This window comes from Ideonella sp. A 288 (assembly GCF_002198735.1).
GTDB lineage: Bacteria > Pseudomonadota > Gammaproteobacteria > Burkholderiales > Burkholderiaceae_C > Pseudaquabacterium.
In genome coordinates, this window is the sequence record NZ_MWLO01000141.1 from 109,997 (window position 1) to 123,027 (window position 13,031).

Annotated in this window: 11 protein-coding genes; 2 read left to right on the forward strand and 9 right to left on the reverse strand. The window is 69.8% G+C overall.

What is annotated here, in order from left to right:
* Positions 1-56: 56 nt before the first annotated feature.
* The 7 genes from EOINJALH_RS22785 to EOINJALH_RS22815 form a co-directional block, all read right to left on the reverse strand.
* The gene (locus tag EOINJALH_RS22785) at positions 57-1,097 is read right to left on the reverse strand and encodes a TRAP transporter substrate-binding protein (protein ID WP_088284415.1); all 1,041 of its coding nucleotides are present in this window, start codon (positions 1,095-1,097) and stop codon (positions 57-59) included.
* Between the two features lie 82 nt (positions 1,098-1,179).
* Entirely contained in the window at positions 1,180-2,496 is a 1,317-nt protein-coding gene (locus EOINJALH_RS22790; RefSeq protein ID WP_088284417.1) for a TRAP transporter large permease, read from the reverse strand.
* Positions 2,493-2,972: a TRAP transporter small permease gene (locus EOINJALH_RS22795; RefSeq protein ID WP_088284419.1), complete on the reverse strand. Its 480-nt coding sequence runs from the start codon at positions 2,970-2,972 to the stop codon at positions 2,493-2,495. The genes EOINJALH_RS22790 and EOINJALH_RS22795 overlap by 4 nt, the downstream gene beginning before the upstream one ends.
* A 37-nt stretch (positions 2,973-3,009) precedes the next feature.
* On the reverse strand, positions 3,010-3,333 hold the full coding sequence (locus tag EOINJALH_RS22800) for a 2Fe-2S iron-sulfur cluster-binding protein (RefSeq protein ID WP_088284421.1): 324 nt from the start codon (positions 3,331-3,333) through the stop codon (positions 3,010-3,012).
* Positions 3,334-3,459: 126 nt separating this feature from the next.
* A complete protein-coding gene (locus EOINJALH_RS22805; RefSeq protein ID WP_088284514.1) occupies positions 3,460-4,932 on the reverse strand; it encodes a glutamine synthetase family protein in 1,473 nt (490 codons plus the stop codon).
* Positions 4,929-6,323, reverse strand: coding sequence for an aromatic ring-hydroxylating dioxygenase subunit alpha (locus EOINJALH_RS22810; RefSeq protein WP_088284423.1), 1,395 nt, complete (start codon positions 6,321-6,323; stop codon positions 4,929-4,931). Before EOINJALH_RS22810 ends, EOINJALH_RS22805 begins: the two co-directional genes overlap by 4 nt.
* 155 nt (positions 6,324-6,478) lie before the next feature.
* On the reverse strand, positions 6,479-7,864 hold the full coding sequence (locus EOINJALH_RS22815; RefSeq protein ID WP_088284425.1) for a S41 family peptidase: 1,386 nt from the start codon (positions 7,862-7,864) through the stop codon (positions 6,479-6,481).
* 158 nt (positions 7,865-8,022) lie between these two features.
* Here EOINJALH_RS22815 and EOINJALH_RS22820 point away from each other — a divergent pair, with 158 nt between their 5' ends.
* On the forward strand, positions 8,023-10,866 hold the full coding sequence (locus tag EOINJALH_RS22820) for a valine--tRNA ligase (protein ID WP_088284427.1): 2,844 nt from the start codon (positions 8,023-8,025) through the stop codon (positions 10,864-10,866).
* On the opposite strand, the gene EOINJALH_RS22825 is transcribed toward EOINJALH_RS22820, so the two are convergent.
* Positions 10,802-11,806, reverse strand: coding sequence for a D-isomer specific 2-hydroxyacid dehydrogenase family protein (locus tag EOINJALH_RS22825; protein WP_088284429.1), 1,005 nt, complete (start codon positions 11,804-11,806; stop codon positions 10,802-10,804). The genes EOINJALH_RS22820 and EOINJALH_RS22825 overlap by 65 nt on opposite strands.
* A gap of 87 nt (positions 11,807-11,893) precedes the next feature.
* Here EOINJALH_RS22825 and galU point away from each other — a divergent pair, with 87 nt between their 5' ends.
* On the forward strand, positions 11,894-12,760 hold the full coding sequence (gene galU / locus EOINJALH_RS22830) for a UTP--glucose-1-phosphate uridylyltransferase GalU (protein ID WP_088284431.1): 867 nt from the start codon (positions 11,894-11,896) through the stop codon (positions 12,758-12,760).
* A gap of 22 nt (positions 12,761-12,782) precedes the next feature.
* Here galU and EOINJALH_RS22835 read toward each other — a convergent pair whose 3' ends face one another.
* A complete protein-coding gene (locus EOINJALH_RS22835; protein WP_088284433.1) occupies positions 12,783-13,010 on the reverse strand; it encodes a sulfurtransferase TusA family protein in 228 nt (75 codons plus the stop codon).
* Positions 13,011-13,031: the final 21 nt, after the last annotated feature.

A 13,031-nucleotide genomic window follows, 5' to 3' on the forward strand; every position in this document is an offset into this window, starting at 1 on the left:
CGACAAAAAGGGCCGCCGAAGCGGCCCTTTTCAGCGGGCGCCGGGGTATTGGCCCGTCAGCCCTTGCCGTGCTTGGCGATCAGCGACTTGGCGGTTTCCAGCAGCGCGGCACCCTTGAAGCCGCGCTTGTCCATGTCGGCCACCCATTCGTCGTCGACGCGGCTGGACAGCTTGATGAACTCCTGCGCCTCGGCGGCCGTGAAGGTGTGGATCTGGTTGCCGCGGTCGACCGCCGCCTTGCGGCCGATGGCGTCGTTGCCCTGCTGGGTCTTGCCCAGCCAGGCCGAGGTGGCCAGGCCCGAGTTGGCGTCGATCACCTTCTTGAGGTCGGGCGCCAGCGAGTCGTACTTCGCCTTGTTCATCGCCATCACGAAGGTGGTGGTGTACAGCGCCGGGCCGCTGGCCGGGAACTCGCTGTGGAACTTGGTGAGTTCGTGCACCTTGACCGAGGGCACCACCTCCCAGGGGATGGCGCAGGCCTCGACCGTGCCCTTGGACAGCGCGTCCGGGATCTGCGGCAGCGGCATGCCCACCGGCGTGGCGCCCACCGAACCCAGCATCTTGGTGATCTGCCGGGTCGGGCCGCGCACCTTCATGCCCTTCAGGTCGGCCGGGCTCTTGATCATCTTGCTGACCGAATGGAACATGCCCGGGCCGTGCACCTGCAGCGCGATGACGTGCGTTTCCTTGAACTCGTCGGGGCACTGGGTGCTGAAGTACTCCCAGTAGGCCTTGGAGGTGGCCTCGGCGTTGTTCATCATGAACGGCAGTTCGAAGACCTCGATGCGCGGAAAGCGACCCGCGGTGTTGCCCGGCAGCGTCCACACCACGTCGACCACGCCGTCGCGCGCCTGGTCGTACAGCTGCACCGGGGTGCCGCCGAGCTGCATGGCCGGGTAGGCCTCGAACTTGATGCGGCCACCCGACTCCTTCTCGACCTTCTCCATCCACGGCTTGTGCATCGTCAGCCAGACGTTGGACAAGGGCGCCATGAAGGTGTGGAACTTCAGCGTGACGGCCTGCTGGGCGAAGCCCATGAGGTGGGGAACTCCGAGGGCCGACGCGGCAGCGCCCTGGATCAGTGAACGGCGTTTCATGGCGGGTCTCCTTGCGGGAAATTGGGCTGGGCGGGAACTTAACGGCCGGGGCGCGGCGCAGTGCTCGCGGTTTACCCGTAGGTCAACCGACGTACTTCACCAGCCACAGCGAAATCGGCGGGAACAGTAGCAGCAGCACCGTGCGCAGCGTGTCGCTGATCAGGAAGGGCATCACCCCGCGGTAGCTCTCGCCGATGGGCACGTCGCGGGCCATCGAATTGACGACGTAGACGTTCAGCCCCACCGGCGGTGCCAGCATGCCGAAGCCCACGGTCATCAGCACCATGATGCCGAACCAGATGGCGGTGAGCTCCTTGGTCATGCCCAGGTCCAGGCCCATGATCATCGGGAAGAAGATCGGGATGGTGAGCAGGATCATCGACAACTCGTCCATCACCGCCCCCAGCACCACGTAGAACAGCAGCATCGCCGAGACCACCATCAGCGGCGGCAGGCCCCAGCCATGCACCACGCTGGCCAGTTGCGTGGGCACCTGCGTCAGCGCCAGGGCCGAGTTCATCAGGTCGGCGCCGATGAAGATCATGAAGATCATGGCCGACGATTCGGCGGTGGCATAGAAGCACTGCTTGAACTTGCTCCAGTTGATCTCGCGCTTCATCAGCGCGGCGATGAAGGTGGCCGCCGAGCCCACCGCGGCGCCCTCGGTAGGCGTGAACTTGCCGCCGTAGATGCCGCCGAAGACGATGAGGAAGACGATGGCGATCGGCGCGATGCCGGCCAGCGAGCGCAGCGTGATGGCCGGCGCCTCGTCGTGCTCGGGGGCCTGGCCCGGCACCAGCCGCACGTAGATGGCAATGGCAACCATGTAGCCCAGCATCGCGATGATGCCGGGCACCATCGCGGCGGCGAACAGCTTGGCGATGTTCTGCTCGGTGAGGATGGCGTAGATGACCAGCGGCACCGACGGCGGGATCAGGATGCCCAGCGTGCCGCCAGCGGCCAGCGTGCCGGTGGACAGGCGCCCGCTGTAGCCGTGGCGCCGCATCTCGGGCAGGGCCACCGAGGTGATGGTGGCCGCCGTGGCCACCGACGAGCCGCAGATCGAGCCGAAGGCCGCGCTGGCCAGCACCGCGGCCATCGCCAGGCCACCGCGAAAGCGCCCCATCACCGCCGCGGCAAACTCGAACAGCGCCTTCGAGATGCCGCCCTGCGTGGCGAAGTTGCCCATCAGGATGAACAACGGGATCACGCTCAGGTCATAACTGGCAAAGCGAGCGAAGGCCTGGGTGTTCAGGAAGCTGGCCAGCGGCATCCAGCCGGCCTGCAGCACGTAGCCGATGGCGCCGGCCGCGAACATGGCCACCGAGATCGGCGTGCGCAGGGCCATCAGCCCCAGCATCATCGCGAAGATGAGCACGGTCAGGGTGATCGGCGTCATGCCGCGTCTCCGGGCAGGTCGAAGCCACGCAGGGCCTGGGCCAGGGCGATGACCACGGTGAGCGCCAGCGGCGGCACCATGCCGGCGTAGACCACCCACTCGGGAAAGCCCAGCATCATCGAGCCCGACTGGCTGGTCCAGGCGTTGAGCCCGCCGACCACCGTGCGCCAGGTGAGCAGCCCCATGCACACCGCCAGCAGCAGCGCGCCCAGCCGGTCGAGCGCGGCATTGGTGGCCTCCGACGCCTTGGCGGTGAAGAAGTCGACGATGATGTTGGCGCGCCGGATCTGGCACCAGGGCATGAACAGCGCCACCGCCGCGCCGGCGGCCGAACCGGAGAGTTCGAAATCGCCGACGATCGTCCAGCCGGTGGTGTTGCGCCCGATCAGGCTGACGCAGGTCATCAGCGTGATCACGGTGAGCAGCACGCCCGCGGCGATCGCGCACAGCTTGGCCAGGTTCTCCAGGATCTTCAAGGCGTCTCCTCGTTCCGTTGCGACCCGTTTTGCGGGTTCAGTACTGCCGCGAGGGCAGGCGCACGCGCAGGCCATCGAGCGAGGCGTCGAGCAGGATCTGGCAGCTCAGGCGGCTGGTCGGCTCGCGCAGCACTGCGGTCATGTCGAGCATCGCCTGCTCGTCGCTGCCCGGGGCCGGCAGCCGCGCCGCCCAGGCCGGGTCGACGATGACATGGCAGGTGGCGCAGGTGAGGCAGCCGCCGCAGTCGGCGGCGATCTGCGCGATGCCGGCGCTGGTGGCGGCGCGCATCAGGCTGCGGCCCGGCTTGGCGCGCAAGGTCTGCTCGTGGCCATCGTCGTGCTGGAAGTGGAGCGTGATCATGGGGGTGGGCGGTTCTCTGCGGCCGGTCGCGGCCGCGATTCTCTGTGCAGCCACGGCGCCGCTGCGTCATGGTGCCCGGCTAGCTGATATGCCACCTCGGCATGGCAGCCTGCGCGGGCCATGAGTTCAGTAGCGACTGAAGTATTCACGGCGCTGCCACTGTGCCTTGTCTTCGGCGGCGTCGTGCCGGCTCAGTTCGGACCGCTTGACGCGTTGCAGGCAGCGCACGAGCGGGTCACCGAAGGCGGCCACCATCGCCGCGTCGTCGGTCAAGGCCTGCAGCGCCGCACCCAGGCCGGTGGGCAGCAGGCGGTCGCTGCCGGCGTAGGGCGCCTCGGTGGCCGGCGGTGGGACCAGCCGCCGTCGCAGCCCGTCGAGCCCCGCATGCACCTGCGCGGCGATGTAGAGGTAGGGGTTGGCCATCGGCTCGCCGATGCGGTTCTCGACGCGGGTGGCGGGGTCACCGGCACCGCCGATCACGCGCAGCATCGCGCCGCGGTTGTCGCGGCCCCACACCGCGGCCATCGGCGCCAGCGCGTTGGGCCGGAAGCGGCCGAAGCCGTTGACCGTGGGGGTGCAGAACACGGCCGTGCCGGCGGCATGCTCGATCAGGCCGGCCAGGTAATGCGCGCCGGTGTCGGACAAGGTGTGGCACGCATCGCCGGGGGTGCTGCCAGGCGCGGGCGCGTCCCGAACCATCGCATTGCGGCCACTGGCCAGGTCGACCAGCGACTGGTGCAGGTGCCAGCCGCTGGCCATCACCTGCGGAAAGGGCGGCCGGCAGACGAAGCTGGCGTGGTAGCCGGCGCGCCGCAGCGCCTGCCTGACACCATTCCGAAAGCGCACCATGTCGTCGGCGGCGGTGAGCGCGTCGGTGGCGTCGAACACGGCCTCGACCTGGCTCGGGCCCAGCTCGATCTCGAGCGAGCGCAGCGACAACCCCAGGCCCTGCGCGGTGTGCTGCACGATGCGCAGCGGCTCGTCGGCCTGGTCGGCCCAGCCCTCGGCCAGCAGGTTGTAGCCGGGGTGGATCATCGACACCGCGGGCGGCTCGCCGGGCCAGTCGGCCTGGGCCGGGTCGAGCCGGCCGTCGTCGATGCGGTAGATGTGGAACTCGACCTCGAGCCCGCAGCGCAGGCCGTGGCCGGTGGCGGCCAGCGTCGCCAGCGCCTGCTGCAGCGCACGGCGCGGATCGATGGCCACCGGCGTGCCGTCGACGTGCCAGGGCTGCGCCCGCATCCAGCCGGTGCCGCCGGCCCAGGGCAGCACGCACAGGCTGGCCGGGTCGGGCAGCATCATCAGGTTGTTGGCGAAGCCGAAGCCGGGCAACTCTTCCAGCGCACCGGGCTCGAACACCGGGTAGGCGGTGCGGTCGGAGGTGTCTTTCAGCATCAGCGTGCTGACCATGCCCAGGCCGTCGTGCAGCGCATCGGCCACCGCGTGGGGCATCAGCGTCTTGCCGCGCAGCACGCCGTGCAGGTCGCACCAGCCGATGCGGACGCGCTCGAGCCTCCACTCGGCGATGTGCTGCAGCGCGCGCTCGCAGGCCACCGCCCGCGGCGCGTCGTGCACGCCGCAGCGCTGGGCAAAGCCGCTCACTCGGCGGCCTCTGCCGCGGTCGAGGCCGACGGAGCCGCCGACGCCGGCCCCGCGGCCTGCAGCCAGGCCGCGCCGGCCCGCTTGGCCGCAGCGGCCTCGGCCCAATGGGCCTGCCAGCCCTGCGCCGGGGCGATGCAGTCGATGGTGTCGGGGCCGTGCAGGCGCGCCGCGGCCTCGGCGTCCAGCACCATCGGCGGCGTGCCGCCGGCACGCACCGTCTCGATGGCCTGCAACAGCAGGCGACGGTTGGCCATGATCACCTTGTCGGAGGTGCCCAGGTGCTCGCGGGTGCGGTCCTGGATGGCGCCCATGCTCTCAACCGCCCACTGGTCGTGCACGTTGATGTCGTGCTCGCCCATGCCCAGGTAGGTGCGCGTGCGCTGCTCCTCGGGGTCGAAGCCCCACTGGTTGTCGCGCGACTTGAAGGGCACGTAGTCGGGCAGGCTCACGCCCTGCAGGCGCTGGCTGCGCATGGCCTCCTTGTCGAGCGGCGCATCGAAGCTGGTGAAGAACGAGTACCAGTAGGTGTGGGTGTCGTCCACCGGCACGTGCAGCTGCGTGATGGTGATGGTCTCGGACAGGGGGATCACGAAGGTGTACGGGAACACCGCGTTGGTGATGCGCACATGCGTCAGCGCGTCGTTGATCGCCCGCAGCGTGGTCAGCCGCACCAGGCCGTCGGCCAGGGCCTCGTGGCGGATCTCGGGCGAGTGGAACTCGCGCAGCACCCGGGTCATCGGCCAGCGCTCGCCGTCGACCGTGCCCGCGCTGGCGCCGCGGAACTGCCGGCCGTAGGCCGCGTCGAGCGATTCGTCCTGCAGGAAGCGGTGCAGGAACGAGGCATGCGACGGGTCGATGCCCACCTCGAAGGCCTGCAGCCAGTTGCAGTGCCACAGGCCCTTGAAGGCGAAGCTGTGGCTGGCCGGCGCGGCGAAGCAGTCGAAGTGCGGCAGTTCGCCGGGCGTGCTGCCCTCGTCGCCGAACCAGCCGAAGAGCACGCCCGACTGCAGCCGCACCGGGTAGCTGCGCTGGCGCACGCGCTGGCACAGCGTGGAGCCCAGGCCCTCGGCCGGGGTTTCGAGGCAGCGGCCGTCGGTGGCGAATTTCCAGCCGTGGAAGGGGCAGCGCAGGCCTTCGGGCTCGTGGCGGCCGAAGGCCAGGTCGGCGCCGCGGTGCGGGCAGTCGCGGTCGAGCAGGCCCCAGCGGCCATCGCCGTCGCGGAACAGCACCAGGTCCTGCCCCAGCACCCGCACGGCCTTCACCGGGCGCTGGGCCAGGCGTGGGTCGAACTCGTCGAGCAGCGCCACCGGGTGCCAGTAGTGCCGCATCAGCTGCCCGCAGGGCGTGCCGGGGCCGATGCGTGTGATGAGGTCGTTCTGGTCGGCGTTCATGGGGCGGCGCCGTGGGACCACGGCAGGCTGGCGACAGCCGCCGAGTCTAGGCACCGCCCCCTGGGCATGCAATGGCGACAAGCCCTGCCGCCCCCTGGGGCCGGGGGGCCCACCGGCGCCAGCGCAGGGCTGCGCGGCGCCGGGCCCTGGCCGGATCAGCGCGGCAGCATCATCGGCCGCTGCCCCTCGCCGGCCAGCGCACGCCGCAGCGTGGCCGACAGCGCCCGTGACCGCGGCCCTGCCGCGGGGGCCACGCAACCGCCGCCGTCCGCATGGGACAGGGCCACCGACAGCAGGGGTTCGGCCACGGTGCCCAGCGCCTGGGCAAAGTCTTCGGTGGCCGCGCAGGTGGGCCGCAGGCCATCGAAGTAGCGGCCCTGGTTGACCGCGTTCACCGATTCGAAGTTCACCACGCTGTAGGTGGCGCCGCAGCCGTCGTCCACCGAATTGAAGCCCACCGGCTTGCCGCAGGTGGTGCCGCCCACCAGCACCACGTCCACCACGCCGAGCAGCCCGTTGGCCAGCTGTTCGCTGGCCGAGCAGGTGCGCTCGCCCACCAGGATGTAGACGCGCTGCAGGCCCAGGCCGCCCTGCGGCGGATCGGTGAAACGATAGGTGGTGTTGAACTCCGCCGCCTTGCGGTCGTTGTACAGCAGCGAGGCATAGGTGCGGCCGGCGCCGCGGCTGCCGGCGATCAGCGAGGCGATGTCTCGCCCCACGCTGACGAGGCCGCCGCCGTTGTAGCGCAGGTCGAGCACCAGTTCGGTCACGCCGGCCGTGCGGAACTCGGCCATGGCGTCGGTGGCGGGTTGCACCGCCTGGCTGACCATGTCCTTGACCAGCAGGTAGCCCACGCGCCGGCCCTGCGGGCTGGTGACCACACGGGCGAGGGTCACCGGCACGAGGGCGTAGTCGACGGCCGTCAGCGTCACGGTGCGCTGCCCGCCCGCGCCGGCAAGCTGCAGCACCAGCGTCTCGCCCGCCGCGCCGGGCGACAGCAGGCTGAAATCGCCGGACCGGATGAGGTCGGCGCCGGGCTTGCCGTTGGCCGAGACGATGCGGTCGCCGCGCACCACCCCGGCCAGGGCCGCCGGCGACAGCGGATCGACATAGCGCACGAGCAGCGGCAGGTCGGGCCGACCGCTCACCTCCAGGCCGTTCACCGACACGCCGTAGCCCAGGGTCTGGCCTTCGGTGAAGAACTGCTCGAACGCGTCGGTGCTGCTGACGAAGCTCCAGCGGTCGGCCGGGAACGCGGGGTCGGTGCCGGTGTACAGCAGCGAATCGAAATAGCCCAGCAGCGACGCAGCATTGCCGGGGTCGGGCTTGGGGCTGATGCCGTACCAGAAGTACCAGTCGTCGAAGTACTCGCGCAGCGCCGCCTTGCGCGAGCCCGTGGCGCATTGGTCCGCGGCCACGGGGGTGGGGTCGTTGAGCATCGGCGTGCCGGCCGGGCCGCCCCCGCCACCGCAGGCGGCCAGGGCGGCCAGCATCGCTACGCCGGCCAGATGTCGAAACCTTGCCTTCGAAGGCTGTGTCATGTGGAACTCCCTGTTCTCTGTTGACGCCGAGACGAGAACCTACCACGACCTACAATCTGCCCCGTGCCGCTGCAGGGCGGCACGCCCCCTGAACCCACCCGCCCCGGCGCTCTGTCGACAGGCCAAAAGCCGTTGGCGGGGTCGTCGCCTGAGCCGCCATGACCGAACTCGCCAAGTCCTTCGAACCCACCGCCATCGAGGCCCACTGGGGGCCGCTGTGGGAGCGCAGCGGCGTCTATGCGCCCACGCTCGACGGCAGCAAGCCGTCGTTCTCGATCCAGCTGCCGCCGCCCAACGTCACCGGCACGCTGCACATGGGCCACGCGTTCAACCAGACCATCATGGACTCGTTGACGCGCTACCACCGCATGCGCGGCTTCAACACGCTGTGGGTGCCGGGCACCGACCACGCCGGCATCGCCACGCAGATCGTCGTCGAGCGCCAGCTGCAGGAGGCGGGCCTGAACCGCCACGACCTCGGCCGACCCGCCTTCCTGAAGCACGTGTGGGACTGGAAGCAGAGCTCCGGCGCCACCATCACCCGGCAGATGCGCCGCATGGGCGCGTCGGTGAGCTGGCAGCACGAGTACTTCACGATGGACGAGAAGCTCTCGACCGTCGTCACCGAGACCTTCGTGCGCCTGTACGACGAAGGCCTGATCTACCGTGGCAAGCGCCTGGTGAGCTGGGACCCGGTGCTCAAATCCGCGGTGTCCGACCTCGAGGTCGAGAGCGAGGAGGAAGACGGCTTCCTGTGGACCATCCGCTATCCCCTGGCCGACGGCACGGGCGCGCTCGACGTGGCCACCACCCGCCCCGAGACCATGCTCGGCGACACCGCGGTGATGGTGCACCCCGAGGATGATCGTTATGCCGCCTTCATCGGCAAGCAGGTGAAGCTGCCGATCACCGGTCGCCTGGTGCCGGTGATCGCCGACGCCTACGTCGACAAGGCCTTCGGCACCGGCGTGGTCAAGGTGACGCCCGCGCACGACCAGAACGACTACCAGGTCGGCGTGCGCCACGGCCTGCCGATGATCACCATCTTCACGCTCGACGCCAAGGTCAACGACGAGGCGCCGGCCGAGTACCGCGGGCTCGACCGCTTCGTCGCCCGCAAGAAGATCGTCGCCCAGCTCGACGCCGAGGGCCTGCTGGTCGAGACGAAGAAGCACAAGCTGCAGGTGCCACGCTGCGCGCGCACCGGCCAGGTGATCGAGCCCATGCTGACGGACCAGTGGTTCGTGGCCATGACCCAGCCCGGCCACAACGGCAAGAGCATCGCGCAGGAGGCCATCGAGGTGGTCGAGTCGGGCGACGTGAAATTCGTACCCGAGCAGTGGGTCAACACCTACAACCAGTGGATGAAGAACATCCAGGACTGGTGCATCAGCCGCCAGCTCTGGTGGGGCCACCAGATCCCGGCCTGGTACGGCAGCGGCGGCGAGCTGTTCGTCGCGCGCGACGAGGCCGAGGCTCGCGCCAAGGCCGCCGCGGCCGGCTACACCGGCCCGCTGACGCGCGACGAGGACGTGCTGGACACGTGGTATTCCTCGGCACTGGTGCCCTTCTCCACCCTCGGCTGGCCGGCCAAGACCGTGGAGCAGGACCTGTTCCTGCCCAGCAGCGTGCTGGTCACCGGCTACGACATCATCTTCTTCTGGGTCGCCCGGATGATCATGATGACCAAGCACTTCACCGGCACCGTGCCCTTCAAGCATGTCTACATCCACGGCCTGGTGCTCGATGCCCAGGGCCACAAGATGAGCAAGAGCGAGGGCAACGTGCTCGACCCGGTCGACCTGATCGACGGCATCGCCCTGGCGCCGCTGCTCGACAAGCGCACCACCGGCCTGCGCAAGCCCGAGAACGCGCCCAAGGTGCGCAAGGCCACCGAGAAGGAATTCCCGGACGGCATCCCCGGCTACGGCGCCGATGCGCTGCGCTTCACCTTCGCGGCCATGGCCACGCTGGGCCGCAGCGTCAACTTCGACAGCAAGCGCTGCGAGGGCTACCGCAACTTCTGCAACAAGCTCTGGAACGCCACCCGCTTCGTGCTGATGAACTGCGAAGGCCAGGACTGCGGCCTGAAGGAGCACACCAAGGCCGAGTGCGCCCCCGGCGGCCCGGCGCAGGGCTACCTTGCCTTCAGCCCGGCCGACAAGTGGATCACCAGCGAGCTGCAGCGGGTGGAGGCCGCCGTGGCGCAGGGCTTCGCCGACTACCGGCTCGACAACGTGGCCAACGCGATCTACCAGTTCGTCTGGGACGAGTACTGCGACTGGTACCTCGAGATCGCCAAGGTGCAGGTGGCCCAGGGCACCGAGGCCGAGCAGCGCGCCACGCGCCGCACCCTGATCCGCGTGCTCGAGGCCGTGCTGCGCCTGCTGCACCCGGTGACGCCCTTCATCACCGCCGAGCTGTGGGCCACGGTGGCGCCGGTGGCCGGCCGCAAGACCGCCGACACCATCGCCAGCGCGGCCTACCCGCAGTCGCAGCCCGAGCGCATCGACGCCGCGTCGGACGCCTGGATGGGCAAGCTCAAGGCCCTGGTGGCCGCCTGCCGCAGCCTGCGCGGCGAGATGGCCCTGTCGCCAGCCGAGCGCGTGCCGCTGTACACGATGGGCGACGCCGCGTTCGTCGGCCAGGCCGCGCCGGTGCTGAAGGCGCTGGCCAAGCTGTCCGAGGTGAAGGTGTTCACCGACGAGGCGGCGTTCTCGCAGGCCAGCGCCCAGTCACCGGTGGCGGTGCAGGGCGAGGTGCGCATGGCGCTGCATGTCGAGATCGACATCGCCGCCGAGCAGGTGCGCATGGCCAAGGAGATCGCCCGGCTCGAAGGCGAGATCGTCAAGGCCGAGGCCAAGCTGGGCAACGAGAGCTTCGTGGCGCGCGCGCCCGCGGCGGTGGTGGCGCAGGAGCGTCAGCGCCTGGACGACTTCATCCAGACGCTTCGCCGCTTGAAGGACCAGCTGGCGCGGCTGGCTGCCCCGACGGCGGGCTGACCAGCGCCAGCGACGCCGACCCGGCAGACGCCGATCCGGCCTGGCGCGCGAGCAGCTCGTCGATGCGCCGCGCCACCCCCCACGCGCTGCGCACCCGCGATTCGCGCGTGGTGCCGGCCACGCGCGGCGTGACCTGCAGCGTGTCGATCTCGTGCAACGGCCGGCCGGGCTCGAGCATGCCGGGCTCCATGCTGTCGAACCAGGCCGCCGACATGCGGCCGCTGCCCAGCACCTCGGCCAGCACCGCCTCGTCGAACAGGCTCGACGGGCTCAGGCTGACCAGCACCTGGCTGGGCCGGCAGTACGGCAGGAAGCGCTCGCCGAGCAGCCCGTGATAGCGCGTGAAATAGGTGAGCATCACGCACACCGCTTCGGCCTGCTCGAGCAGCTCGCGCAGGCCCGCGGGCTCGACCTTCCAGCGGTTCCACAGCGCGTCGGACGCATGCAGCGACGGGTCGTAGCCGATCACCCGCGAGCCGAAGGCACCCAGCAACTGCGCCATCGTGCGGGCCGCCGGCGCCATGCCGATCAGGCCGACGGTGCTGCCGCCCAGTTCGCGGCCGACGAGCAGGCCTTCGGCATTGACCACCGGCACCCGGCGCAGCATCTGCAGCAGCGCGCCGATGGCGAACTCGGCCTCGGCCGCGGCGCTGGCGTTGGCGGGCCGCACCACCTCGACACCGGCGCGGGTGCAGGCATCGAGATCGATGTTCTCGGCGCCCGCACTGAGCCGGCCGACCGCGCGCAGCACCGGCGCGTGCTGCAGGATGTCGCCGTCCAGCGCCACCGACGGCGGGATGATCATCGCGCGCACCGGCATCAGCGCGTGGCGCAGCGCGTGCCGGTCGTGGGCCAGGTCGGGCGCATAGCGCACGGAATGCCGGGCCACCAGCCAGCGCATGACCTCGGGATCGAGGGGTTCGATGATCAGGACATCCATCGCGCAGCGCCAGCAAGGCCCCCATTGGCGTACAGACCGGCATGACAGAATCGTCGCCGACACCCTCGGTGCATTCTAGGTAACGACATGTTGATCAAAAAAGCGATCTTTCCAGTGGCGGGCCTGGGCACGCGGTTCCTGCCGGCCACCAAGGCACAGCCCAAGGAAATGCTGCCGGTGGTCGACAAGCCGCTGATCCAGTATGCGGTCGAAGAGGCCTACGCCGCCGGCATCCGCGAGATGATCTTCGTGACCGGACGCCACAAACGACCGATCGAAGACCATTTCGACATGACGGTCGAGCTCGAACTCGCGCTGGAGCAGTCCGGCAAGCAGGAACTGCTCGACGTGGTCCGCAGCGTCAAGCCCGACGACATGGAGTGCATCTATGTGCGCCAGGCGCAGGCGCTGGGGCTGGGCCACGCCGTGCTGTGCGGCCAGCGCCTGGTCGGCAACGAGCCCTTCGCGGTGCTGCTGGCCGATGACCTGATGGTCGGCGAGCCCCCGGTGATGGCGCAGATGGTCGAGCAGTTCCGCCACTGGCGCGCGTCGATCCTGGCCGTGCAGGAGGTGCCGCCGGAACACACCCGACGCTACGGCATCGTCGCCGGCACCCCGGTGGACGAGCGCCTGATGGACGTCACCCGCATCGTCGAGAAGCCCTCGCCCGAGACAGCGCCGTCGCGCCTGGGCGTGGCCGGCCGCTACATCCTCACGCCAGGGGTGTTCCACGAGATCGCCAGCCAGCCGCGCGGCGTGGGCGGTGAGATCCAGCTCACCGACGGCATCGCCTCGCTGCTGCGGCGCGAGAAGGTGTTTGCCTACCGCTACGAGGGCCGCCGCTTCGACTGCGGCAGCAAGGAAGGCTTCCTGCAGGCCAACGTCGAACTGGCACTGGCCCATCCGCAACTGGGGCCTGAGTTCCGAAGCTGGCTGGGCACGCTGAACCTCTGATCGGTCAGCGGCAGTGGGCGGCTCAGCGCCGCCGCAGGATGTGCATGAACTCGTCGCCGGCGCTCGACTGCTCGACCAGTTCGTGGCCGGTCTGGCGAGAGAAAGCCTGGAAGTCGCGCACCGAGCCGGGGTCGGTGGCCACCACCTTCAAGAGCTCGCCGCTGGCCATCTCGGACAAGGCCTTCTTGGCCTTCAGGATGGGCAGGGGGCAGTTCAGCCCGCGGGTGTCGAGTTCCTTCTGGACGTCCATGGTGTGTCGCTGGCTGGTGTC

Bases quoted from the DNA above. Each gene is read 5' to 3' on its own strand.
- EOINJALH_RS22815 (WP_088284425.1), bottom strand. From the start codon at position 7,864: ATGACACAGCCTTCGAAGGCAAGGTTTCGACATCTGGCCGGCGTAGCG.
- EOINJALH_RS22800 (WP_088284421.1), bottom strand. From the start codon at position 3,333: ATGATCACGCTCCACTTCCAGCACGACGATGGCCACGAGCAGACCTTG.
- EOINJALH_RS22785 (WP_088284415.1), bottom strand. From the start codon at position 1,097: ATGAAACGCCGTTCACTGATCCAGGGCGCTGCCGCGTCGGCCCTCGGA.
- EOINJALH_RS22820 (WP_088284427.1), top strand. From the start codon at position 8,023: ATGACCGAACTCGCCAAGTCCTTCGAACCCACCGCCATCGAGGCCCAC.
- EOINJALH_RS22810 (WP_088284423.1), bottom strand. From the start codon at position 6,323: ATGAACGCCGACCAGAACGACCTCATCACACGCATCGGCCCCGGCACG.
- galU (WP_088284431.1), top strand. From the start codon at position 11,894: ATGTTGATCAAAAAAGCGATCTTTCCAGTGGCGGGCCTGGGCACGCGG.
- EOINJALH_RS22825 (WP_088284429.1), bottom strand. From the start codon at position 11,806: ATGGATGTCCTGATCATCGAACCCCTCGATCCCGAGGTCATGCGCTGG.
- EOINJALH_RS22835 (WP_088284433.1), bottom strand. From the start codon at position 13,010: ATGGACGTCCAGAAGGAACTCGACACCCGCGGGCTGAACTGCCCCCTG.
- EOINJALH_RS22790 (WP_088284417.1), bottom strand. From the start codon at position 2,496: ATGACGCCGATCACCCTGACCGTGCTCATCTTCGCGATGATGCTGGGG.